Source organism: Moritella sp. 36 (assembly GCF_018219415.1).
Classification (GTDB): domain Bacteria; phylum Pseudomonadota; class Gammaproteobacteria; order Enterobacterales; family Moritellaceae; genus Moritella.
Genome location: NZ_CP056120.1, coordinates 607,910 through 633,306, shown reverse-complemented (window position 1 = coordinate 633,306; position 25,397 = coordinate 607,910). Strand labels below are relative to the sequence as shown.

The window sequence follows — 25,397 nt, the reverse complement described above, 5'->3', positions numbered from 1 at the left end:
AGTACTAATTACATTAAATATTTATGTAATATGATGAGTACTAATATCCCAGATGCAAAAAAGGAGCGCAAGCGCTCCTTTTCATATATTTAACTATTAACTAGCTAAAATTAGTCACGACGTGGACGACGTGGACGACGTTCACCACCGTTAGACTCACGACGTTCGCCACCGTTAGAATCACGGCGTTGGCCACGATGACCATCACGTGCAGGACGATCGTTATCACGTGGTGGACGGCTACGTTCTTGACGACCTTCAGCTGCAACACCTTCAAGTTTGCTCATGCGTAATGCTTTGTTACAAACATAAACTTGTTGTAGTTGTTGTAACTGCTCGCTTGGCATACCTTTTGGTAATTCAATTGTTGAGTAGTCATCATGTAGACGGATACCACCGATGTTACGGCTGTTGATATTCGCTTCATTAGCAATAGCGCCAACAATATTCTTAACTTGAACACCATCTGCACGACCAACTTCAATACGGAAAACTTCCATTTCTGCAGCTGGACGACGTTCAGGACGGTCACCACGTTCAGGACGGTCACCACGATCACGGCGGTCGCCACGGTCGTTGCGATCACGGCCACGATCACCACGGTCATCATCACGGAAGCTACGTTCACGACGCGGTGCTTCTGGTGGTAATACTAATGGTTTTTCTTTCTGAGCCATGAATAATAACGCAGATGCAAGATCTAATTCGCTTAGTTCTAACTCTTCAGAAAGTTGACCAACTAAGTTTTTGTAGAAATCTAGGTTTTCTTCACTAGAAGAAAGTGTAGATAACTGATCACGGAATGATGCAATACGTTTTTTCGTCACATCATCACGTGAAGGTAGATCCATCATAGTTAATGGCTGACGTGTAGCACGTTCGATCGCTTTTAATAAACGACGTTCGCGTGGTGCAGCAAATAGGATTGCAGTACCTTTACGTCCAGCACGGCCTGTACGACCAATACGGTGAACGTATGATTCTGTATCCGTTGGGATATCGTAGTTAACTACTAGGTCAATACGAGGAACGTCAAGACCACGTGCAGCAACATCAGTCGCGATTACGATATCTAATTGGCCATTTTTCAAACGGCTTACAGTGCGCTCACGCATTGCTTGGTTTAAATCACCGTTTAGTGCCGCAGCAGAGTAACCGCGAGCTTCTAATTTCTCAGCAAGTTCAACAGTCATTGTCTTAGTACGAGCAAAGATGATCACACCATCGTAGTCTTCAGTTTCAAGAATACGTGTTAGGCCGTCAAGTTTTGCTTGTAAACCACCAATGATTAAACATTTTTGTTCAATGTTTTCAACAGTTGATGTTTTAGCTGCAATTTTAACTGATTTTGGTTCAGTCATAAAACGTTTCGTAATACGACGAATTTCTTCAGGCATAGTTGCAGAGAATAACGCCATTTGACGCTTCTCAGGTGTTTTAGACAGAATTGATTCTACATCATCAATAAAGCCCATGCGTAGCATTTCATCTGCTTCATCAAGTACTAGTGCTTTAATACCAGAAAGATCAAGCGTACCACGGTTAATGTGATCTATCACACGGCCAGGAGTACCAACAATCACTTGTGGGTTGCGTTTCAGTGCTTTTAACTGAATCGGGTAGCTTTGACCACCGTAGATAGGTAGCACATGGAATCCACGCATATGACGTGAGTATGCTTGGAATGCTTCAGCAACTTGAATCGCTAACTCACGAGTTGGTGCTAATACCAATATCTGTGGTTTAGTCAGTGACGTATCAACACGACTCAATAATGGTAATGCAAACGCAGCTGTTTTACCCGTACCAGTCTGTGCCATACCTAGCACATCACCACCATCCTGTAGTAACGGAATACATTCAGCTTGAATTGGTGAAGGTGTTTCATAACCTAGATCATTCAACGCTTTTAAAATTGGTTCAGGTAAATTTAAATCAGTAAATTGTACGGGTGATGTATCAGACATTCACGGGCCTCAGGTAGACGGGTCTTTGAATAAAGCTATATCAATTATAGCTCCACATGTTGTATTTCGTGCGCAAAATTAGTGGTCTTTTGCTCAAACTCTCTTAACGAGCGAAGCCACATAAAAAGGCTGACGTAGTGTACATCATTTTTTAAAAAAAATCCGGATATATGCGAGCTAAATCACACAAAATTAAAAAATACTCAAAAACAAAAAAAGTTTTTCTATAAATCAATCACTTAAAACTTGCGAATGAAAGGCTATTACAATCATAAATTATAACAAAAAAAAGCCTCACCTCTTTAGAGGTAAGGCTTTATGCTTATTTAACTAAGTTATATAATTAGTGTTCACGCGTCTCACGGAATACAACATCTGGATAACGTTCTTGTGCTAGACGTAAATTAACCATAGTCGGGGCAATATACGTTAAGTTATCACCACCATCTAATGCAATATTGTCCCACGCTTTCTTCTTGAATTCTTCTAGCTTGCGCGGGTCTTTACAATCAACCCAGCGTGCTGTCGCAACGCTGATGCCTTCATAGATAGCATCTACTTTATATTCGGTGCGTAAACGATGAACCACCACGTCAAACTGCAGCACACCAACCGCACCCACGATTAAATCGTTTGAGCGTTGTGGACGGAAAACCTGTACAGCACCTTCTTCAGATAGCTGGATCAGACCTTTTTGCAATTGCTTTTGCTTTAGTGGATCTTTTAAACGAATACGGCGGAACATTTCTGGCGCAAAGTTAGGAATACCGGTGAATTTGAGTAATTCACCTTGGGTAAATGTATCACCAATTTGGATCGTACCATGATTATGTAGACCAATAATATCACCAGGGTATGCTTCTTCAGTTTGAGTACGATCACCCGCCATGAAGGTTACCGCATCAGAAATGCTGACGTCTTTATTTAAACGCACATGCTTCATCTTCATGCCTTTGCTATATTTGCCAGAGCAAACACGCATGAAAGCAATTCGGTCACGGTGTTTTGGGTCCATGTTTGCTTGGATCTTAAAGACGAAACCAGAGAAGTTTTCATCATCTGGTTCAACAGTTCGTGCATCTGTTATACGCGGTTGCGGCTTTGGTGCCCACTCAGCTAAACCATCAAGTACATGATCAACACCAAAGTTACCGAGTGCAGTACCAAAATATACTGGTGTTAATTCGCCAGCCATGAATAGCTCATAATCAAATTTATTCGCAGCAGCTTCAACAAGTTCCATTTCTTCACGTAATTGCTCAGCGTAATCGCCAATTGCGTCGTCAAGTTCAGGGTTATTAATACCTTTAATCACACGACTGTCTTGGATCATATGACCCTGACCGATGTTATATATGATCACTTCGTCACGTAAAATATGATAAACACCTTTTAGTTCTTTACCCATGCCGATCGGCCAAGTAATGGGTGCACATGCAATTTTTAATACTTCTTCAACTTCATCCATCAAATCAATTGGATCGCGAATATCACGGTCAATTTTATTCATGAAGGTAATAATTGGCGTATCACGTAGGCGTGTTACTTCCATCAATTTAACAGTACGTGCTTCTACACCTTTTGCCGAATCAATGACCATTAGACATGAGTCAACCGCAGTTAAGGTACGGTAGGTATCTTCCGAGAAATCTTCATGTCCAGGGGTATCAAGTAAATTAATGAGGTGGTCATGATATGGGAACTGCATTACTGACGTTGTTACCGAGATACCACGTTCTTTTTCCATTTCCATCCAGTCAGACTTAGCATGCTGACCCGATTTCTTACCTTTCACAGTACCGGCTTTTTGTAATGCGTTTCCGAATAACAATACTTTTTCAGTGATTGTTGTTTTACCAGCATCGGGATGCGAGATAATCGCAAAAGTACGTCTTTTCGACACCTCTTGCTCAATAAGGCTATTTGACATGAATGAGTCTTCTCATTGGGTTAAATCTAATGAGCGCTATTTTCGCTGAAATTGCGATGAGACACAAGGAAGACCTGCAATTAATAGTTCGCTATATCACGTAATGCTTCATGTAATGTCGGGCTAAAAGAAGTCACACCACCAATAGGCTGCACGCCTGCTCTCGCCAAGGTTTTTAAGGGTTGGAATTGCAGATCACAAAATATAACTTGAGTATTGTAGATCTTACACTGATTAATAAATTGATCCATTGCAGCGAGTCCGCCAGCATCAAGTAACGGTACAGCCTCAAGGTAAAGTACTAGACCATCAACGTCTGTAGTTTTAACTGCCAATTCAGAAAACACGCGATCCGCTGCAGCAAAAAATAACGGCCCATTGATTTTAAATACGCGCCAACCGGCTGGAATATCAGCCGCTACGATGCGTTTATTATTGGTAATATCAGTTACTTTAACCATTTCAGCTATTTCTTTCATGAACAATACGGCCGCCAACAAAATACCCGCAGTAATAGCCAAAACCATATCGAACAAGATGGTAAACGAAAAACAAATAGCAAAAACCCAAAGATCACTTTTCGGCGCAGTCTTTAATAAATGTAACACTTTGCCCGCTTCACTCATATTCCAAGCGACAACTAATAATAACACCGCCATCGAAGGCATAGGTAAATAAGCGAATAATGGTGCAAATAACACTAAACTCGCCAACACAACTAAACCATGGATAACGGCTGATATCGGTGTTTGCGCGCCGGCTTTAACATTAGCAGCAGAACGTGCAATAGCCGCTGTTGCGGTAATACCACCAAAAAAAGGCACCACGATATTACCAATACCTTGGCCCAGTAATTCACTATTAGCACTATGACGTTTACCTGTCATGCCATCAAGTACCACAGCACACAATAATGATTCAATTGCCCCTAACATGGCAATAGCAAACGCAGCAGGTAATAAATCAGACAGTAACGTCCAACTTAATACTAACGCTTGACCATTAACTCCCGCTTGTAACCAAGGCCAGTCGAAAGTAGGTAAGTAAGGGGGGATCCCTGCACCTTGACTGCCATCAGGCAATAAGTAATGAAAACGACTACCAATAGTCGCAATTTCCATCCCCATATTATTTAATACAAGTCCGAATAAACTGCCAAAAATAACGGCAGGTAGATGTGCTGGGATAACTGTTTTAAATTTTGGCCAAATTAGCATTATAACAAGCGTAAATATGGCGACCGTAAAACTGGGTAAGTGTAACTCAGGTAATGCACTCACTGATGATGCAAGTTTATCCCAATCGTGATCAGGCAAACTCTCAATCGGTAGACCCAAAATATCGTTGAACTGTAATGTCGCAATCACGACCGCGATACCAGCAGTAAAACCTAAGGTCACCGCTTCTGGAATATATTCAATAAAGCGGCCAAGACGCAATATCGCCATGATCACCAAGATCAATCCAGACATTATCGTCGCCAATAACAAGCCTCCAAAACCATATTGCTGGACAATCGGATACAAGATAACAACAAAAGCAGCCGTTGGACCAGAAATGCTGTAACGACTTCCACCTGATATTGCAATCACAATACCACCAATAATCGCGGTATAAAGGCCATATTGAGGTGCAACACCGCAGGCAATCGCAAGTGCCATTGCTAAGGGAATGGCAATAATACCAACGGTAATACCCGCTAATAAATCTTTTCCGAATTTAGTCGAGTTATAACCATTACGGTTAATCGACTCACGTAAAGCATGTGCAATACGTAACGAAAAAAGATGAGCCCTTTGTTGCATTCTATATGCCTTAAACTGTTAGTTAGATCACGCAATTATAATCTTCTTTGCAGCAGATACAATCAAGGCTACATCATTTGGCAACAAAAAAGTTGTTTGCTTGATTCATATCAGAATTACCGACTAATTACCTTAATTTGTTGTAATGCTCACATTAAAAATCCAATGTTATACTTAAGTAATGAATAATAAACGGTCAATAGCGATCTCTAACTGAGCTAAATAATGCTGTGATTTAGCAGATTAGGTTGCACAGCTTAACCGAGATCACTATTATGTTCGTTAATCCATAAACCTATAATTAATTTGGAAGCAATGATGTTAGTACTAGGACACACAAACCCTGATTGTGACAGCTTAGCAGGCTCAATCTCTCTATCTGCATTTTTAACAAAACGCGATGGCAAAACAGTAACACCAATCATGCAAGGCGAACCAAATGCAGAAGGTCTTTTCTTGCTTGAACAAGCAGGACTAGCGTGCCCTGAAATTCGAACATCAATCGCAGATGAAGAAGTTTGGATCATTGATTACTCAGATTTTAACCAAGCTCCAAAAGATGCACGCCAAGCTAAAATTCGCGGTATCGTTGATCATCACAAGCTAGGTGACTTCGAAACAGATGAACCACTTGAAGCATGGATCTGGCCTTGCGGTTGTTCAAACACGATTGTTTACAACATGTATAAGATCCATAACATCGAAATAGACCAAAAAGTGGCAGTGATGATGTTAGGTGCAATCTTAAGTGACACTGTTCATTTCAACTCACCTACATGTACGCAAATCGATATCGATGCAGCACACGAGATTGCAAAAATTGCAGGTATTGATGATATTGATGCATTCGTTACAGCACAATTCGCAGCGAAATCCGATATTGCAGCAATTCCTTCTGAAGAACTCATTTTACGTGACCTTAAAGTTTATACCATTGGCGAAAAAGACTTCTCAATTGCACAAATAGAAATCACCAATGTTGACTCTGCACTAGCACGTAAAGAAGAACTACAAGCTGAGCTCGTTAAATATAAAGCAGAACACGGTTACCACACTGCATTAGTATTACTGACTGATATTACCAACCTAAACTCTATCGCGTTAATCGAAAGTGAAGAAGGTGAGTTAGTAGCAGAAACGCTAGGTGGTACATTCGTCGGTGAACTTATCGACCTACCAAATGTTGTAAGCCGTAAAAAACAAGTATTACCACCATTACAGACTAAATTTAAGTAAGTCTTAATCGACCACTTATTACCTCTAATAAAAAACTGTAAATGTGAATGTAAAAAGGGAGCTAATTAGCTCCCTTTTCTATACGTACAAACAATTATTTTTTATCGCTTTTATACATGTCATCAATGTCTTTCTTATATTCACTTTCAATCACTTTACGACGTAATTTCAGTGTTGGGGTTATCTCACCTTTTTTCATACAAAATTCACGACTAAGTAGTTTGAATTTTTTTACTTTTTCAAAGTTAGCTAACTCACTTTGTAAATTTTGCACTCGTTTCTCAAACATAGTCACAATATGACTATGGCGTAATAGCTCCGCTTTACTTGAGAATTGCAGGTTAATCGAGTTTGCATATTCTTCTAAGGCTTCGAATGATGGCACGATTAACGCGCTAACAAAATGGCGAGAATCTGCAACAATCGCAACCTGATCAATAAAGTGGTCTTTACTTAAGGTACCTTCAACCAACTGCGGTGCAATATATTTTCCATTCGATGTTTTCATTAACTCTTTAATACGCTCGGTCATCACGACTTCACCATTAGCTAATATTTTACCCGCATCACCGGTTTTCAACCAACCATCAATAAAGTTCTTTTCAGTTTCCTCAGGCATTTTGTAATAGCCCTTCATGACCGTATCACCACGCACTAATATTTCGTTATCATCACCGATTTTCACTTCCATATCTGGCAGTGGTAGACCAATGGAACCAAAATCATACCCGGTACCACGATGGCAGCATACTGTCGCAGTTGTCTCAGTCATACCGTAGCCAGCTTGCAGTTCAATACCGATGGATTGGAAAAATATATTTATGTCAGGATCAACTTTCGCACCGCCACAAGGTAAAAAACGTGTGTTACCACCGAAAATACCGCGCAATTTAGAAAAAATAAGCTTATCAGCGAGTTTATACTGAATCGATAATAATGATGATGGCTGCTGATTGCTTTGAATAAGCTTGAAATGTGCTAAAGCAACGTTAGTCGCCCAGCCAAACAACTCTTTTTTCACTGGGGATGCTGATTCTAATCGACTATGAATGGTACTGTATATTTTTTCATATAAACGCGGTACAGCGACAAACAGCGTAGGCTTAACTTCTGCGATAACATCAATAATCAGTTTTGGATTTTCGAGATGCACATTTTGCGCACCACAATGCATCAGGTAAAAAGACCAACTACGCTCAAGCACATGGCTTAATGGTAAGAACGCAATTGAGGTATCGATTTCCGAAACATTAATCATTTGATCATGACTACTGAAAGCGGCTGCAAAGTTAGTGTAATCTAACATCACACCTTTTGGCTGCCCTGTCGTACCTGACGTATAAATAAGGGTAACTAAGTCATCCATACTCGTATCAGTCAGTCGCTGTTCAAACTCAGCGTCAGCGGCTCCATCACCTTGCTGAATAAATTCAGAGAAGTACATAGCATTCGATGCGCCTCTAAAATCGATTGTATCCGTCAGCGCAACAACCAACTTTAAGTCATTGCTTATTAACAGCTCAAGCGCTTTATCAAACTGTTCTTGTCCGCCAACGAATAAATAATCGATATCTGCATTATTAATAATATAGCGCGTTTGCTCTGTGGTATTGGTTGGATAAATAGGAACCGTCACACAACGCGCAGCTAGAATACCTAAATCGGCAAAGCTCCACTCAGGGCGATTGTTTGCAAAGATACCGACTTTGGTTTGAACGTCACAACCAAGAAATAGTAATGCTTTCGCAACGCGGTCTGAGTTATCCAGTAGCGCAGACCAAGTAATATCTTTCCATTCACCATTTTCTTGAAAGCGAATTGCCGTTGTTGCTTTACGTGCAGCAAATTTAGATCTAAAACTGTTTACTAAGTGTTGGCTCATTAGTTACTCTGATTATCCATAAATAGCATTAACGATCATCCATAAATAGAATTAACGCATAATATGTCACGGATAGTAATCATTAATCAGGAATAAGTATATAAGCAATTGCCTTCCTCAATGACAAAAACACGAAAGAATCACCCTGTCTTGTTTTAGACAATGTAGCACATCATAATGGCATCTTCTCTACCCGTTGCCGCAGGATAATAGCCAAAACGACGATCAACTTCATTAAAACCAATATTTAAATACAACTGATAAGCTGCATGGTTCGACTCACGAACTTCTAACCATAATTGAAACAGATCTTGCTGTTGACATTGTTGGATAAGATGATTAATAAGTAGCTTTCCGTAACCCTTGCCTTGATGTGCAGGGGCTACCGCAATATTGAGCAAACTTCCTTCTCCAGCTACTTGACTCGCGAAGTAATAACCTAAAATTTGCTCATCTTTTATCAATAAGAAATTAAAGTATCGAGCGCCGAAATTACTGGCTAAGACTTTATCCGACCAAGGAAATGCATGGCTCGCAGTTTCGATTTGTTGGATTAAAGGTAAATGTTCAGGTGTTAGTGGAATGATTTTTGGCATTAAAAGACTCGTTATTGCATATAACTGACGATTTGTTGCCAAAGCTGCTTTTTCGCTTGAGCAGAATGCAACAGTACATCTAAATGAGGTGATGATAGTTGCTGTTTTGCAGCAAGATCTGATTGTTTACAACCGATAGTCCAAATCCATTTCGGAGTTTGGTAATAATACTTTAACTCATCTTCAGTAATGATATGGCTTTGATTGAGTTCAAGCTGTAATGTACGCAAGACTTGTTTGATAAATTGACTGTGCGGTGTAAGTTTATCATTGGCGATAATCAGAATTTGGCAATGCTTAGGTAATGGCTTTTTTTCGGCCTGGCTAGCAAGATGAGGAAATTGTTCAGGCTTATGACATTGCCATAATGTGATACCCATTTGCTGCAAGTAATAACGTGAAAAATTACTCATTGGATAACCATATCTGAAGATTTACAGAAGAAAGTGGCAGGGGTGGAGAGATTCGAACTCCCATCACGCGGATTTGGAATCCGCTGCTCTGCCGTTGGAGCTACACCCCTACAAGATGAACAGGATTATAACTTAATTTATCGTTAAAGTTAAATCTGTTTCTTTGATTTGATAGTAATTATAAAATTGGCAGGGGTGGAGAGATTCGAACTCCCATCACGCGGATTTGGAATCCGCTGCTCTGCCGTTGGAGCTACACCCCTAAAACTGTCTGTTTAAGACTATGTCATAAACAATATTTACTCAGACTAGGTCTAAATAAATTGTAATTGGCGCTTGGCGATGCCCTACTCTCACATGGGGAAGCCCCACACTACCATCGGCGTTATTACGTTTCACTACTGAGTTCGGAATGGGATCAGGTGGTACCGCAACACTATGGTCACCAAGCAAATTTGGTTTGCTTTCAAGTTGTATCTTTAAAATCTGAAAAGCTATAAATAAAGAAGTCTTTAAAACCTATCTTTCGATAAATAGTAGTGTTCTGTCTATTCTTAAGTCGATATTTCAATTAATCATACTTTAATTTGTATGGTTAAGCCTCACGGGTAATTAGTACAAGTTAGCTCAATGCCTCACAGCACTTACACACCTTGCCTATCAACGTTGTAGTCTCCAACGGCCCTTCAGGGGACTTAAAGTCCCAGTGAGAACTCATCTCGAGGCCTGCTTCCCGCTTAGATGCTTTCAGCGGTTATCAGTTCCGAACTTAGCTACCGGGCAATGCTATTGGCATAACAACCCGAACACCAGTGGTTCGTCCACTCCGGTCCTCTCGTACTAGGAGCAGCTCCTCTCAATTCTCAAACGCCCACGGCAGATAGGGACCGAACTGTCTCACGACGTTCTAAACCCAGCTCGCGTACCACTTTAAATGGCGAACAGCCATACCCTTGGGACCAACTTCAGCCCCAGGATGTGATGAGCCGACATCGAGGTGCCAAACACCGCCGTCGATATGAACTCTTGGGCGGTATCAGCCTGTTATCCCCGGAGTACCTTTTATCCGTTGAGCGATGGCCCTTCCATTCAGAACCACCGGATCACTAAGACCTACTTTCGTACCTGCTCGACGTGTCTGTCTCGCAGTTAAGCTGGCTTATGCCTTTGCACTAACCACATGATGTCCAACCATGTTTAGCCAACCTTCGTGCTCCTCCGTTACTCTTTGGGAGGAGACCGCCCCAGTCAAACTACCCACCAGACACTGTCCGCAATCCCGATAAGGGACCTACGTTAGAACATCAAACGTACAAGGGTGGTATTTCAAGGTTGACTCCACATCATCTAGCGACAATGCTTCAACGTCTCCCACCTATCCTACACATGTAGGTTCAATGTTCAGTGCCAAGCTATAGTAAAGGTTCACGGGGTCTTTCCGTCTAGCCGCGGGTACACTGCATCTTAACAGCGATTTCAATTTCACTGAGTCTCGGGTGGAGACAGCGTGGCCATCATTACGCCATTCGTGCAGGTCGGAACTTACCCGACAAGGAATTTCGCTACCTTAGGACCGTTATAGTTACGGCCGCCGTTTACCGGGGCTTCGATCATGAGCTTCGACCTAAGTCTAACCCAATCAATTAACCTTCCGGCACCGGGCAGGCGTCACACCGTATACGTCATCTTTCGATTTTGCACAGTGCTGTGTTTTTAATAAACAGTTGCAGCCACCATTTCTCTGCGACCGACAATAGCTTACGGAGCAAGTCCTTCACCATCATCGGCGTACCTTCTCCCGAAGTTACGGTACCATTTTGCCTAGTTCCTTCACCCGAGTTCTCTCAAGCGCCTTAGTATTCTCTACCTAACCACCTGTGTCGGTTTGGGGTACGATTCTCTTATATCTGAAGCTTAGAGGTTTTTCCTGGAAGCCGGGTATCAACTACTTCATCTCCGTAGAGACTCGTCATCAGCTCTCAGCCTTAATGTGCGCCCGGATTTACCTAAGCACACAGCCTACAACCTTAAACATGGACAACCATCGCCATGCTAGCCTAACCTTCTCCGTCACCCCATCGCAATATAAGTGAGTACAGGAATATTAACCTGTTTCCCATCGACTACGCCTTTCGGCCTCGCCTTAGGGGTCGACTCACCCTGCCCCGATTAACGTTGGACAGGAACCCTTGGTCTTTCGGCGTGGAGGTTTTTCACCCCCATTATCGTTACTCATGTCAACATTCGCACTTCTGATACCTCCAGCAAGCTTCTCAACTCACCTTCGACGGCTTACAGAACGCTCCTCTACCATGCAAGAACAAGTCTTGCATCCGTAGCTTCGGTGGTATGTTTAGCCCCGTTAAATCTTCCGCGCAGACCGACTCGACCAGTGAGCTATTACGCTTTCTTTAAAAGATGGCTGCTTCTAAGCCAACTTCCTGGCTGTCTGAGCCTTTCCACATCGTTTCCCACTTAACATACACTTTGGGACCTTAGCTGACGGTCTGGGTTGTTTCCCTTTCCACGACGGACGTTAGCACCCGCCGTGTGTCTCCCGCGATTGAACTTATTGGTATTCGGAGTTTGCAAAGGGTTGGTAAGTCGGGATGACCCCCTAGCCTTAACAGTGCTCTACCCCCAATAGTTAGACGCGAGGCGCTACCTAAATAGCTTTCGAGGAGAACCAGCTATCTCCCGGTTTGATTGGCCTTTCACCCCCAGCCACAAGTCATCCGCTAATTTTTCAACATTAGTCGGTTCGGTCCTCCAGTTGATGTTACTCAACCTTCAACCTGCCCATGGCTAGATCACCGGGTTTCGGGTCTAATCCCAGCAACTATTCGCGCAGTTAACACTCGGTTTCCCTACGGCTCCGCTATTCGCTTAACCTTGCTACTGAAATTAAGTCGTTGACCCATTATACAAAAGGTACGCAGTCACAGAACAAGTCTGCTCCCACTGCTTGTACGTATACGGTTTCAGGTTCTATTTCACTCCCCTCACAGGGGTTCTTTTCGCCTTTCCCTCACGGTACTGGTTCACTATCGGTCAGTCAGTAGTATTTAGCCTTGGAAGATGGTCCTCCCATATTCAAACAGCATATCACGTGTGCCGTCCTACTCGATTTCACAGTAAGGTCGTTTTCATGTACGGGACTATCACCCTGTATCGTGAAACTTTCCAGAATCTTCCACTAACTTCCAAACTGCTTAAGGGCTAGACCCCGTTCGCTCGCCGCTACTAAGGGTATCTCTATTGATTTCTTTTCCTCGGGGTACTTAGATGTTTCAGTTCTCCCGGTTCGCTTCGCAACGCTATGTATTCACGTTACGATACTCTACAAAGTAGAGTGGGTTCCCCCATTCGGAAATCTGTGGATTAACGCTTTTTATCAACTCCCCACAGCTTAACGCAGATTAACACGTCCTTCATCGCCTCTGACTGCCTAGGCATCCACCGTATACGCTTAGTCACTTAACCATACAATCTAAAGTCGACCGTACAATTGAAATAACTAGGTATTATCTAGTTTTTTTCGCCTCAAGAATACTCAAGAACACTATATTGTTATTACCGAAGTAATAACGTGTTTTAAGAACTTCTTTATTTATTCAGCTTTCCAAATTTTTAAAGAGCAATTTGCTAAAAAGCAAAGATAAGCATTCGCTGCTTAGCTTTGATTTTTAATCAGAAAGAAAAAATACTCCATCTTCCTTACAGAAGAAAGATGGTATCCCGTACGAGATTTGAACTCGTGTTACCGCCGTGAAAGGGCGGTGTCCTAGGCCTCTAGACGAACGGGACACTATTTACTTTCTACGTTTGGATTTCATCCCAAACGTTGTCTTATTTTCATAAGACTGTCTTTAACGTTTCTATTCAAGCAATTTGTGTGGGCACTTACAAAAATTAACAACTTTACGTAAGGAGGTGATCCAGCCCCAGGTTCCCCTAGGGCTACCTTGTTACGACTTCACCCCAGTCATGAACCACACCGTGGTCATCGCCCTCCCGAAGGTTAAGCTAATGACTTCTGGTGCAGCCCACTCCCATGGTGTGACGGGCGGTGTGTACAAGGCCCGGGAACGTATTCACCGTGACATTCTGATTCACGATTACTAGCGATTCCGACTTCATGGGGTCGAGTTGCAGACCCCAATCCGGACTACGACGCACTTTATGGGATTCGCTTACCATTGCTGGTTTGCAGCCCTTTGTATGCGCCATTGTAGCACGTGTGTAGCCCTACTCGTAAGGGCCATGATGACTTGACGTCGTCCCCACCTTCCTCCGGTTTATCACCGGCAGTCTCCTTAGAGTTCCCACCATTACGTGCTGGCAAATAAGGATAAGGGTTGCGCTCGTTGCGGGACTTAACCCAACATTTCACAACACGAGCTGACGACAGCCATGCAGCACCTGTCTCATAGTTCCCGAAGGCACCAATTCATCTCTGAAAAGTTCTATGGATGTCAAGAGTAGGTAAGGTTCTTCGCGTTGCATCGAATTAAACCACATGCTCCACCGCTTGTGCGGGCCCCCGTCAATTCATTTGAGTTTTAACCTTGCGGCCGTACTCCCCAGGCGGTCTACTTAATGCGTTAGCTTAAGAGCCCAGTTCTCAAGGAACCAAACTCCGAGTAGACATCGTTTACGGCGTGGACTACCGGGGTATCTAATCCCGTTTGCTACCCACGCTTTCGCATCTGAGCGTCAGTTACTTGCCAGGTGGCCGCCTTCGCCACTGGTATTCCTTCAGATCTCTACGCATTTCACCGCTACACCTGAAATTCTACCACCCTCTCAAGAACTCTAGTTTGCCAGTTCGAAATGCAGTTCCCAGGTTGAGCCCGGGGCTTTCACATCTCGCTTAACAAACCGCCTGCATGCGCTTTACGCCCAGTAATTCCGATTAACGCTTGCACCCTCCGTATTACCGCGGCTGCTGGCACGGAGTTAGCCGGTGCTTCTTCTGCGAGTAACGTCACAGCAGTAGAGTATTAATCTACTGCCTTTCCTCCTCGCTGAAAGTACTTTACAACCCTAAGGCCTTCTTCATACACGCGGTATGGCTGCATCAGGGTTTCCCCCATTGTGCAATATTCCCCACTGCTGCCTCCCGTAGGAGTCTGGACCGTGTCTCAGTTCCAGTGTGGCTGATCATCCTCTCAGACCAGCTAGGGATCGTCGCCTTGGTGAGCTCTTACCTCACCAACAAGCTAATCCCACTTGGGCTCATCTAGTCGCGAGAGCTTTCAAGAAGAGGCCCCCTTTCACCCGTAGGTCGTATGCGGTATTAGCAGTCGTTTCCAACTGTTGTCCCCCTCGACTAGGCAGATTCCCAAGCATTACTCACCCGTCCGCCGCTCGACGCCAGAATAGCAAGCTATTCTTCGTTTCCGCTCGACTTGCATGTGTTAAGCCTACCGCCAGCGTTCAATCTGAGCCATGATCAAACTCTTCAATTAAAAGTTTTTTGACTAATCAACGTTGTTGATTAAGTCGGCTCAATGAATTCTGTACTTCAACAACAAACCGAGGTTTGTTGTTTATAAAACCAAATCTTTCGATTTAATTTAATGTTCACAATTACATTGATATAATTTTTGGTCATTATATCTCTGCAAGTGCTCACACAGATTGCTTGAATAAATTGTTAAAGAACATACTGAGCGGCTGTTGCCGTGTCAGTGGGATGCATTATAGATAATGGTGCTCCATTGGCAAGTGATTTTATAAATTTCGTTCCATTTTAAAGATAAACCTTAAAAACCGAACACAATTCAAACAAAACAAATTAAAAACAAGCAATAGTTCACCTAGCTATGCTCTTTTCGACAAATCATTCACGTCATTATCATGATTTAGAGGGTTACTTATTCAATTTTTATATTTTATTTACTTATATAGGTAGAATTTACTTACTGGGTCAATTTAAACTATTATTTAATTTGTCTTTAATACGTGACCTAACTCTCTGGTTTAGGTAACATGCGCCCTTTTTACGGTTTTGGAGTTTGAATATACATGCCCTTCCAACTTGGTCAGCGCTGGATCAGCGATACGGAATCAGAATTAGGATTAGGAACAATAGTTGCCATAGAAGGCAGAATGTTAACGCTATTATTTCCTGCAAGTGGTGAGAACCGTTTATATGCTCGTAACGAAGCGCCGATCACTCGAGTCATGTTTAATGTCGGTGATCAGGTACTCTCTCATGAAGACTGGAGCTTAACCGTTACTGAAGTAACAGAAAGCTCAGGTATCATTACTTATGTCGGTATTCATCAAGACTCCGGTGAAGAAGTTTCTTTACGTGAAACATTCCTGAACAATTTTATCAAATTTAATAAACCACAAGATCGCCTATTTGCAGGCCAAATTGATCGAATGGATCGATTTGTATTACGCCATCAAACATTACAGCATCAGTTTTCTCAACAACAATCTCTATTAAATGGCATTCAAGGTCCACGTGTAAGTCTGATCCCACATCAATTACATATTGCAACCGAAGTGGGTCAACGTCATGCTCCTCGAGTTTTACTTGCCGATGAAGTGGGTTTAGGTAAAACCATTGAAGCAGGTTTGATCATCCACCAACAGCTGACTGCTGGCCTTGCCAGTCGTGTGTTAATTCTGGTACCAGAAACATTACAACACCAATGGTTAGTGGAAATGATGCGTCGTTTCAATCTTCACTTTAGTATCTTTGATGAAGAGCGTTGCATCGAATCGCTCGCAGAAGCAGATAACCCATTCGAAACTGAACAGCTGATATTGTGTAGTCTGGACTTCTTACGTAAAAAGCGTCGTCGTTTTGAGCAAGCCGTGGGGGCAGATTGGGATTTACTGGTTGTTGATGAAGCCCATCACCTTAAATGGAGCGAAACAGAACCAAGTCGTGAATATCAAGTTGTCGAATCATTGGCACAAAAGTCTCCAGGCGTATTACTACTCACAGCAACCCCGGACCAACTAGGTCACGAAAGTCACTTTGCACGTTTACGTTTATTAGATCCAAACCGTTTCTATGATTATGCCGCATTCGTTGCTGAAGAAAATAGTTATTCCGTTATTGCGCAAACAGCACAAGAACTATTAGATTCACCAATCGTTTCTCCCGAAACAGCAACATCATTAACTAAACTATTAAGTGAAGTTGATATATCAGACAAGCTGACTTTAATTCAAGCATCACCAGATTCAGATGAAGCACAGCAGGCGAAACAATCAATCATCAGTCAATTATTGGATCGCCATGGCACAGGTCGTCTATTATTCCGTAATACGCGCTCTGCAATCAAAGGTTTCCCGACTCGTCACTATCAGCCAATTCCTTTAGCACTACCAGACCAATATAAAACGTCATTAAAAGTCGCACAAATGATGAACGGCTCAGCAAGTTATGCGGAAGCTGCGCGTCGTGGTCTATACCCAGAAGAAATATTTTTAGAATTCGAAGGCAAAGACGCATCTTGGTGTAGCTTTGACCCACGTGTTGAATGGTTACAAAACTTCTTACTTGCCAATAAAAATGAAAAAGTATTAGTCATTGCAGCTAATGCCGAAACAGCTATGTCAATCGAAGAATCACTGCGAGTAAGTGAAGGCATTCGTGGAACAGTATTCCATGAAGGTATGTCTATTATCGAGCGTGATAAAGCAGGCGCTTACTTCGCTCAAGAAGATGCAGGCGCACAAGTTCTACTTTGTTCTGAAATTGGTTCTGAAGGTCGTAACTTCCAATTTGCACAACACCTCGTATTATTCGATTTACCATTAAACCCAGATTTACTTGAGCAACGTATTGGTCGTTTAGATCGTATCGGTCAGAAAAATAACATCAGTATTCACGTTCCTTTCTTTAGCAATACCGCACAGGATGTATTACAAAACTGGTATCAAAATGGCCTAAATGCGTTTGAGCATACTTGTCCTATCGGTGGCGATATTTTTGCAGAAGTAAAAGATGAATTACTGACTCAGCTAGCCGCAAAAGAAATTGATGTTGCAGCAACGGATGCATTGATCACTGATACACGTAGTCAATACGATGTATTAAAAGCAAAAATGGAAAGTGGTCGAGATCGTTTACTGGAACTAAACTCTAACGGCTTGGGTAAATCAGACGATATTATCACGCAATTAAAAGCCAATGATGATAGTCCTACGCTCCCTATTTTTGCGATACGATTATTCGATGTTATTGGTATAAACCAAGAAGATCGTGGCGAGAGTATGCTGGTATTAAAACCGACAGATCAAATGTTAGTACCAAGCTTGCCACATCTATCTGAAGACGGCATTACAGTTACCTTCGATCGTGAAACCGCATTATCGCGTGATGATGTGCATTTTCTTACTTGGGAACACCCATTAATACGCGCATGCATTGAATTAATCATGACGTCTGACACAGGTTCAACTGCTGTTTCACTATTAAAAAATCCAGCCCTACCTGCTGGCACTATTTTATTAGAGCTACTTTATGTAGTAGAAACCTCGGCACCACCTTATTGTCAAATTAATCGTTTCTTACCCGCAACGCCAATACGTCTGCTGCTCGATAAGAATTGTAACAATTTGGCATTAAAAGTAGACTTTGATAGTTTCAATCGTCAGCTTAATGCGATTAATCGCCATATTGCGACCAAACTAGTTTCAGCATCACAAACTATTATTCACGACCTTATTGGTAAATCAACAGTGGTCGCTGAAGGTCAAAAGCAAGCAATCACCAACGCTGCACTGGCAACAATGCAGCAAAACATGAGTGTCGAGCTTGAACGTCTACAAGCATTACAAAAGATTAACCCTAATGTACGTGATGAAGAACTGGCCTTTATTGAAAAACAAACCGCAGAACTCACTACACACATTAATAATGCTCAGCTTAAACTAGATGCGGTACGCTTTATTGTCGTTACACCGAACTAAATAAGGCATATTATAATGACGAGCAACAAAGGTGCTAATTTCGGTTAGCCCTTTGTTATTACTTTATATTATTAACAAACGGTAATTTAAAACTTACCTTCTAAATTATTCACGATATTGTATATACCCTATGCCCGATTTTATTTATGCTCCGCCGCAACACCCTCGATTAGATATTGTTTATCAAGACGATGCCATTATTGTATTAAATAAGCCGAGTGGATTACTAAGCGTACCAGGGCGATTACCCGAACATACCGACAGTATTGCGAGTCGGGTACAAGAATTATTTCCCGCAGCGACAATTGTGCACCGTTTAGACATGTGTACTTCCGGTGTGATTTTAATGGCATTGACTAAATCCGCGCAGAGCCACATCAGCAGACAATTTCAACAACGCTCAACTGCAAAGTATTACTATGCTCGTTTAGAAGGTATCCCAACTGCTGAGTCTGGCAGCATTGATTTACCATTACGCTGTGATTGGCCAAATAGACCAAGGCAACTTGTTGATTTCGAGGAGGGTAAACCAGCACTCACGCATTGGCAGGTGATTGCAAAACAACAAGAACATGGCGATAACAATCAACAAGCCAGCGCCACAGTATTACTCAAACCTGTGACAGGCCGCTCTCACCAACTACGTGTACATATGTTAGCATTAGGCACTCCTATCTTGGGTGATGAGCTATATGCATCGGAAAAAGGTATTGCCAGTGCAGTTCATTTACAACTGCATGCCGCGATGTTAGAAATTGAACATCCCCTAACATGTAAAAAAATTACATTTAAGGTCAAACCACCTTTTCCAATTGATTAGTATGACTATTTACTTTAGGAATGATGAATGCTTAAGGCGCTTGTATTATTACTTTTATCCACTTTGTCGCTACAAATATACGCTGAAGAGAATAATGCTGAAGAGAGTAAAGACAAAAATGAGACCAATAAGCCGACAATCGCCTTCCCAATTTCTCAGCAACGCGTGTTTGATCAAGACTTAACTAAATACAGTAATGCAAGCGAAGTGGCTTGGTTAGGTGATAAAGAAAATCGATTTTTTACTTTATGGCTTGAACAAACGACAGCAAAAGTTACAGGTACAAGTTGGATTTTTTCCGATACCTATACCTCAGCTAATAACCCCAACATTATCCAAACTCTGCGCTATCAGCTCAATGATAAAGGATTACATACCTATTCTATATCGCCATTAAGTCAAACCTTAACATCAGAGCAAGCCGAGCAACGTTTACAAGCGCAATTACGCATCTTACAAGACAAAATAGTGAGCCAAAAAAGTAAGCGATTACTAATCTTACAAGGCGCTAATTGCCAGGCAATGGTAAACGTATTGATTAAAAACAAAGATATTTACGTCGATGCGATTGTGTTACTTAGTGTACATAGCCCCACCCCAGCGTTAGCATCTCAACTAATTAGCCAAATGCACCAACTAAAAGTACCTATTTTAGATTTGTATGCGCAAACAGATAGCTTAGCGATAATTAATCAAGCAAAATTAAGACAGATAGCAGAAAAGCGTATTAACACAGATAAGTACAGACAAACTGAAGTGATAGGCTTACAGGGACAAGTTGAGACTCAAATCGCAACCAGCCAAATAATTTATGGCTGGTTGGTTAAACTCGGCTGGTATTAGCGCATTTTTCTCGATTCTTTTACTACGTCATAAGCACCTTGGATATCTTGGGCTTTCTCTTTAGCAATAATCATCATTTCTTCTGGCAAACCTTTCGATACCAATTTATCCGGATGATGTTCATTCATTAATTTACGATAAGCACGCTTAATTACTTTGTCGTCATCCTCAGCACTCACACCTAATTGCTGATAGGCGTTAGTTAATGCTTCTTCACGGCTTACTTTACTGCCATGGCGGTGCGAACGTAATTCCGCTTCCATCATGCGTAATAAATTATCCATGTCCTGAGTCGTCACACCCAAGATCGCACCGATACGATGAAGGATATCACGCTCTGCTGTGGACAATTCAAGATCGGCAAAAGCAGCCTGAATTTGTATCTCCAGGAACATTTTAATCAGATCTCGACGTAACACACTTACACGGCGAAAATCTCGAACCGTTTGCTCTAACGGGAAATCAGCTTCCTTACCCTGATTGAATGATACTTGAGCTGCACGACGAGTTTCGCCTGTCAGTTTCATTCGGTCCATTAACTGCGTAGCGACATGAATTTCAGCTTCGGTAACGTGACCGTCCGCTTTTGCCATGTGCCCCATCACCGAAAATGAGGTATGTAAGAAAATATCCTGACGCTTATGCGCAGCAGGCCGAGTATCAATACCGAGTCGAGGTCCAAACTGGCGCTTTAATATAGAGCCAACCCAGATCATAAAAATCGCACCAAAAAATCCGCCGAATTTAATACCGATCGCGGATAGTAAAATGTAAAACAACATATTCATAAAAGTAGCTACCAAGCAAAAATGACATATATTTATATAAGCGCTGTATTATGACTGTTTAAAATGTAACAAATCAATCAATCTCATCATCTTTTTGCAGGTTTACGGGATAAAACCAGCCATTAAATGGTCTATCGCTGTAATATGGATTATTATATCCAACTATTTATTAATTTTAATGAAATTATCGATGACAAAATGGATTGTTAAAATGCGCCTTTTTACCTTATTTTCAACACTCAGCGGTGTCGTATTCTCAGCTAGCGCAGCTACAATTATCACCAATGAAGATGGTATTTCAACTATCATTGATGACGTCACAGCTTCGTCCGAATTAGCTGAGCTAAGCTTGTTTAAACAATGCTACCCTTATGTGCCTGCGATAAAGCCTCCAATTACAGATACTAAAGCCGCTAACGAGATCCAGCTATTATCAGATGATGCGAAAGTAATCCAAGGTAACAAAGCTATTTTTACCGGTGATGTGAACTTTACTCAAGGTAATCGAGAATTATCCGCTGATGAAATCATTTTGTATCAGTTAACCAATATCTTAACCGCCGAAGGTAATGTTGTATTAGAAGGCAGTACGGCGACAATGAATGGTCGCTCATTGAAAGCAAACTTAGACACCAAAGATGCCGAGCTAACACAGGTAGATTATTTACTACATGGTCAAGCCGCTAATGGTAAAGCTAAAAAAGTTTATGTTACTAATAGTGGCGACAATATTTTAATGCAGCGCTCGACTTATACCCAATGTCCCTATGGAGATAATAGCTGGGTGTTACGTGCATCTTCTATTGACATCGATAATACAGATGAAGTTGCTGAAGCTTATAACGCAACGTTGTATTTTAAAGAAGTTCCCGTTTTCTATATGCCATATTTTACTTATCCAACGACAAATAAGCGTAGAACAGGTTTATTATTCCCATCATATGATGATTCATTAGGAAATGGTATTACCCTCTCTCAGCCATTCTATTGGAATATAGCGCCAAACTATGACATGACAATAACACCAACTTATATGAAGAAGCGTGGTGTCCAATTAACCACTAAATTTCGTTATTTAGTCGCTGAGCAAAGTGGTAATATTAATGTTGAATATCTTGGTGATGATAAAAAAGTCCAAGCCGCCAATGATAAAAAGACTGATGACAACAAAAAAAATACTGATCGCGTCCTCTACCATTGGGATCAGAACGGTAATTTAAATGACCATTTAAACTTCAACGCTAGCTATACACACGTCAATGATGACGACTATTTTACTGACCTTGATACGACAGTAGGTTCTCGAGACAGCAATACACTACTTAGAACTGCAGCCTTGACTTATAATACAGATATGACGTCATCACAATTTGAAGTCCGTGATTTTCAAATTTTAAGTGATGCTGTAACACCACATAAAGTATTGCCGAAGATCGCTTTTACCGGTTACCAACAATTCGATAATAATCCGATTGAGCTGTCCGTTTATAGTGAAATGACTAATTTTTCACACTCTAACAGTCAAGTATACAGCGGTATCAGAACCCACATAGAGCCAGGCATTAGTTTCCCTTATGAGCGCCCAGCAGGTTTTGCGGTTGCCGAATTTAAACTACCTATGACTTACTACTCTCAAACATTTAACGAGTCCGATAATGGCAATTTTAAGAATGGCTATAAAGGTAAATTAGACGAAGAAGTTGTTCGTGTAATACCAACAACTAGATTACACGCAGGTTTAAATTTTGAGCGTTCGACATCTTGGTTTAGTAATCAATTCACTCAGACTTTGGAGCCGCAAGTCCAATACTTATATATTCCATATAAAAACCAAGACAACATTGGTATTTACGATTCATCGACTATTCAACAAGACTTTATAGGCTTATACCGTGATCGTACTTATATTGGTTATGACCGTATTGCCGATACAAATCAATTTACAATTGGTTTAACAAGCCGTGTATTCGATAAAATAGGCAGTGAAAGGTTCCGCTTTGCGCTTGGTCAAATCGTTTACTTTGGTGATACTCAAGTTGGTATATCTCCAGAGGCGAAGGCGAAGACAGATAACACTGACGTGACGACATCAAGTATCGTAATGGAAACAGATGTTAAGATTAACGATAATTTATTCTTTAATAACAGTATTGAATATGCTCACGAAGATAATCTAGTACGTCGTGCAGATGCAGCGATTGAATATCGCTTTGACCGTGGTCAACGGGTACAATTCAACTACCGTTATATTGAAGATACCGCATCTATACTGGAAAATCCAAATCGCCAAGTTAATTCGACAATCAACCAAGTTGGTTCAAAATATATCTTACCAATCAATAATCAGTGGGACATGGGTGCAAGTTATTACTACGATGTTGAAAATAAAATAACCCAAGACGCTTTTGTTGGTATTAAATATGAATCATGCTGTTGGGCAATTCGTCTTGATTATAGCTATCGCCTAAAATCACACAATATTAGTACTGGCGAAACAGAGTTTGATCAGGGTCCATCACTGATGTTCGAGCTAAAAGGTTTGGGCGGAATGGGGAATAATATTAATAGTATAGGTGCTTCAAGTTTATTTACATACGGTCAACCGTTCCAATTACGTGAATAAGTGTGGTTTATAAAATTTTATGCATAGATCTTAAGCATGATAACGGTGGTAATTAACCCGCCGTTATCAGTCAAAAAGGGATTTACAGCTCATGACGATTGCATTGAAAGCCTGACAAGGTATACTTCCGCTTACTTTTTCACCTCGGTTTTCAGCGAATTACACAATCCTCATACTTTCCCGTGGTAAAATTGATAGTTTTCAGCCTACTGCTGTCTCAGTTATAGTCGATATTGAATAGGAATTAATAAAGTGATTAAAAAAGTAATTAAGACTCTATTATCCGGAGTCATAGTTGTAGCGAGCTGGCAAGCTCAAGCCGAGCTAACTAAACTCGATGAAGTGATTGCGATTGTTAATGAAGAAGTTATTTTAGCGAGTGATGTCAACGCATTAACAAGCTCGGTAACGAAACGAGCAACAAAAGCAGGCCAAACTTTACCGTCCCAAGAGATACTGACCCAGCAAGCGTTAGATAAACTCATCATTGATAGCCTACAGTTACAAATGGCAAAAAAAATGGGCATGCGTATTAGTAATGCTCAGCTCGATGATACGTTAAACAATATTGCGAAAGATAATAACCAAACCGTTGAACAGCTGCGTGAAAGCATCCTTGCTGACGGTGGTAATTTTAACGACTATAAAGAAGAATTACGCATTCAGTTATTAACCAACGAAGTGCAGCGTATGCAAATGCGTCGCCGTATCACCATTTCGGATCAAGACGTTGATAATCTACTTGCGATCATCAACGAACAAGGACAGAAAAATATACAATATCGTGTAAGTCATATCATGCTACGTGTCCCTAACGACGCTGATAGCGCGACGATGGAAGCATTACAAACTAAAATTGCCGATATACAAACACAGCTAAATGCAGGCGAAGTATTTTCAAGTCTCGCTTTAGCCGTCTCGGCAGGTCCAAAAGCACTTGATGGTGGCGATTGGGGCTGGATGAATATCAATGAAATGCCGACACTATTCGCAGAAGCAGTGACCAATGCCAAAAAAGGGGACATCATAGGTCCTATCCGCAGTGGCGCTGGATTGCATATCATCAAAATTACCGATATGCGTGGCGTAGAAACGGTAATGACAAAAGAAGTCAATGCACGTCATATTCTGGTTAAACCATCAGTAATCTTAAGCGACGACAAAGCGAAATCATTATTAAATGATTATTTAGCCCGAATTAAATCAGGTGATGCGGACTTTGCTGAACTAGCGAAAGCCTATTCAGATGACACAGGCTCTGCCCTCAAAGGCGGTGAATTGGGCTGGGCAGATCCAAATATCTATGTACCTGCATTTAAATTAGCGCTAAAAGACTTGAAAAAAGGTGAAATTAGCCCTGCATTTCGTTCTAGCCATGGCTGGCACATAGTACAACTACTTGATAGACGTACACAAGATACGACAGATAAAGCAAATCGCCAAAAAGCATGGCAATTGTTGTATAATCGTCGTGCAGCTGAAGAAAGCCAAGCTTGGTTAAATGAATTAAAACAAGAAGCTTATATTCGTATTTTAGATAATGAATCGTAA

The 25,397-nt window shown here is 41.5% G+C and carries 13 protein-coding genes, 3 tRNA genes and 3 rRNA genes; 6 read left to right on the top strand and 13 right to left on the bottom strand.

The window, feature by feature from the left end:
* Positions 1 to 110: 110 nt before the first annotated feature.
* The 3 genes from HWV03_RS02945 to dauA all read right to left on the bottom strand — a co-directional run bounded on the left by HWV03_RS02945 (position 111) and on the right by dauA (position 5,702).
* Positions 111 to 1,967, bottom strand: a complete 1,857-nt coding sequence (locus tag HWV03_RS02945) for a DEAD/DEAH box helicase (RefSeq protein ID WP_211678383.1) — start codon at positions 1,965 to 1,967, stop codon at positions 111 to 113.
* 343 nt (positions 1,968 to 2,310) lie between these two features.
* Positions 2,311 to 3,897, bottom strand: coding sequence for a peptide chain release factor 3 (prfC, locus tag HWV03_RS02940; RefSeq protein WP_211678382.1), 1,587 nt, complete (start codon positions 3,895 to 3,897; stop codon positions 2,311 to 2,313).
* An 80-nt stretch (positions 3,898 to 3,977) separates the two neighbouring features.
* The gene (dauA, locus tag HWV03_RS02935; RefSeq protein WP_211678381.1) at positions 3,978 to 5,702 is read right to left on the bottom strand and encodes a C4-dicarboxylic acid transporter DauA; all 1,725 of its coding nucleotides are present in this window, start codon (positions 5,700 to 5,702) and stop codon (positions 3,978 to 3,980) included.
* Between the two features lie 318 nt (positions 5,703 to 6,020).
* Here dauA and HWV03_RS02930 point away from each other — a divergent pair, with 318 nt between their 5' ends.
* Positions 6,021 to 6,938 carry a manganese-dependent inorganic pyrophosphatase gene (locus HWV03_RS02930; protein WP_211679976.1) on the top strand — a complete coding sequence of 306 codons (918 nt, stop codon included), beginning with the start codon at positions 6,021 to 6,023 and terminating at the stop codon, positions 6,936 to 6,938.
* A gap of 94 nt (positions 6,939 to 7,032) precedes the next feature.
* Here the strand turns inward: HWV03_RS02930 and HWV03_RS02925 are convergent, their stop codons facing one another.
* From HWV03_RS02925 to HWV03_RS02885, 9 genes are all read right to left on the bottom strand, one after another.
* Positions 7,033 to 8,820 carry an AMP-dependent synthetase/ligase gene (locus HWV03_RS02925; RefSeq protein ID WP_211678380.1) on the bottom strand — a complete coding sequence of 596 codons (1,788 nt, stop codon included), beginning with the start codon at positions 8,818 to 8,820 and terminating at the stop codon, positions 7,033 to 7,035.
* Between the two features lie 155 nt (positions 8,821 to 8,975).
* A complete protein-coding gene (rimI, locus tag HWV03_RS02920; protein WP_211678379.1) occupies positions 8,976 to 9,416 on the bottom strand; it encodes a ribosomal protein S18-alanine N-acetyltransferase in 441 nt (146 codons plus the stop codon).
* Positions 9,417 to 9,427: 11 nt separating this feature from the next.
* Positions 9,428 to 9,829, bottom strand: a complete 402-nt coding sequence (locus tag HWV03_RS02915; RefSeq protein WP_211678378.1) for a DNA polymerase III subunit psi — start codon at positions 9,827 to 9,829, stop codon at positions 9,428 to 9,430.
* A 34-nt stretch (positions 9,830 to 9,863) separates the two neighbouring features.
* Positions 9,864 to 9,939, bottom strand: a tRNA-Trp gene (locus HWV03_RS02910).
* Positions 9,940 to 10,016: 77 nt separating this feature from the next.
* A tRNA-Trp gene (locus tag HWV03_RS02905) sits at positions 10,017 to 10,092 on the bottom strand.
* Between the two features lie 71 nt (positions 10,093 to 10,163).
* Positions 10,164 to 10,279: ribosomal RNA gene (gene rrf / locus HWV03_RS02900) — 5S ribosomal RNA — on the bottom strand.
* A 141-nt stretch (positions 10,280 to 10,420) separates the two neighbouring features.
* Positions 10,421 to 13,312: ribosomal RNA gene (locus HWV03_RS02895) — 23S ribosomal RNA — on the bottom strand.
* A 248-nt stretch (positions 13,313 to 13,560) separates the two neighbouring features.
* Positions 13,561 to 13,636 (bottom strand) — tRNA-Glu (locus tag HWV03_RS02890).
* A gap of 119 nt (positions 13,637 to 13,755) precedes the next feature.
* Positions 13,756 to 15,300: ribosomal RNA gene (locus tag HWV03_RS02885) — 16S ribosomal RNA — on the bottom strand.
* Together the 16S, 23S and 5S rRNA genes with 3 tRNA genes alongside form the textbook arrangement of a ribosomal RNA operon.
* A gap of 559 nt (positions 15,301 to 15,859) precedes the next feature.
* On the opposite strand from HWV03_RS02885, the gene rapA reads away from it, so the two are divergent.
* The 3 genes from rapA to HWV03_RS02870 all read left to right on the top strand — a co-directional run bounded on the left by rapA (position 15,860) and on the right by HWV03_RS02870 (position 20,435).
* Complete coding sequence (gene rapA, locus HWV03_RS02880) at positions 15,860 to 18,772, top strand: RNA polymerase-associated protein RapA (protein WP_211678377.1); 2,913 nt, start codon at positions 15,860 to 15,862, stop codon at positions 18,770 to 18,772.
* Between the two features lie 130 nt (positions 18,773 to 18,902).
* Positions 18,903 to 19,592 carry a pseudouridine synthase gene (locus tag HWV03_RS02875; RefSeq protein ID WP_211678376.1) on the top strand — a complete coding sequence of 230 codons (690 nt, stop codon included), beginning with the start codon at positions 18,903 to 18,905 and terminating at the stop codon, positions 19,590 to 19,592.
* Positions 19,593 to 19,619: 27 nt separating this feature from the next.
* Positions 19,620 to 20,435: a DUF3530 family protein gene (locus HWV03_RS02870; RefSeq protein WP_211678375.1), complete on the top strand. Its 816-nt coding sequence runs from the start codon at positions 19,620 to 19,622 to the stop codon at positions 20,433 to 20,435.
* Here the strand turns inward: HWV03_RS02870 and djlA are convergent.
* Entirely contained in the window at positions 20,432 to 21,223 is a 792-nt protein-coding gene (gene djlA / locus HWV03_RS02865) for a co-chaperone DjlA (RefSeq protein WP_211674002.1), read from the bottom strand. The genes HWV03_RS02870 and djlA overlap by 4 nt on opposite strands.
* Positions 21,224 to 21,413: 190 nt before the next feature.
* Here djlA and lptD point away from each other — a divergent pair, with 190 nt between their 5' ends.
* Both lptD and surA read left to right on the top strand, forming a co-directional pair.
* Positions 21,414 to 23,846 (top strand): LPS assembly protein LptD, encoded by a 2,433-nt coding sequence (lptD, locus tag HWV03_RS02860; RefSeq protein ID WP_255547035.1) that lies wholly within the window; start codon positions 21,414 to 21,416, stop codon positions 23,844 to 23,846.
* Between the two features lie 252 nt (positions 23,847 to 24,098).
* Complete coding sequence (surA, locus tag HWV03_RS02855) at positions 24,099 to 25,397, top strand: peptidylprolyl isomerase SurA (RefSeq protein ID WP_211678373.1); 1,299 nt, start codon at positions 24,099 to 24,101, stop codon at positions 25,395 to 25,397.

Coding starts and splice junctions, on each gene's coding strand:
- HWV03_RS02945 (WP_211678383.1), bottom strand. CDS start 1,967: ATGTCTGATACATCACCCGTACAATTTACTGATTTAAATTTACCTGAA.
- prfC (WP_211678382.1), bottom strand. CDS start 3,897: ATGTCAAATAGCCTTATTGAGCAAGAGGTGTCGAAAAGACGTACTTTT.
- dauA (WP_211678381.1), bottom strand. CDS start 5,702: ATGCAACAAAGGGCTCATCTTTTTTCGTTACGTATTGCACATGCTTTA.
- HWV03_RS02930 (WP_211679976.1), top strand. CDS start 6,021: ATGTTAGTACTAGGACACACAAACCCTGATTGTGACAGCTTAGCAGGC.
- HWV03_RS02925 (WP_211678380.1), bottom strand. CDS start 8,820: ATGAGCCAACACTTAGTAAACAGTTTTAGATCTAAATTTGCTGCACGT.
- rimI (WP_211678379.1), bottom strand. CDS start 9,416: ATGCCAAAAATCATTCCACTAACACCTGAACATTTACCTTTAATCCAA.
- HWV03_RS02915 (WP_211678378.1), bottom strand. CDS start 9,829: ATGAGTAATTTTTCACGTTATTACTTGCAGCAAATGGGTATCACATTA.
- rapA (WP_211678377.1), top strand. CDS start 15,860: ATGCCCTTCCAACTTGGTCAGCGCTGGATCAGCGATACGGAATCAGAA.
- HWV03_RS02875 (WP_211678376.1), top strand. CDS start 18,903: ATGCCCGATTTTATTTATGCTCCGCCGCAACACCCTCGATTAGATATT.
- HWV03_RS02870 (WP_211678375.1), top strand. CDS start 19,620: ATGCTTAAGGCGCTTGTATTATTACTTTTATCCACTTTGTCGCTACAA.
- djlA (WP_211674002.1), bottom strand. CDS start 21,223: ATGAATATGTTGTTTTACATTTTACTATCCGCGATCGGTATTAAATTC.
- lptD (WP_255547035.1), top strand. CDS start 21,414: ATGACAAAATGGATTGTTAAAATGCGCCTTTTTACCTTATTTTCAACA.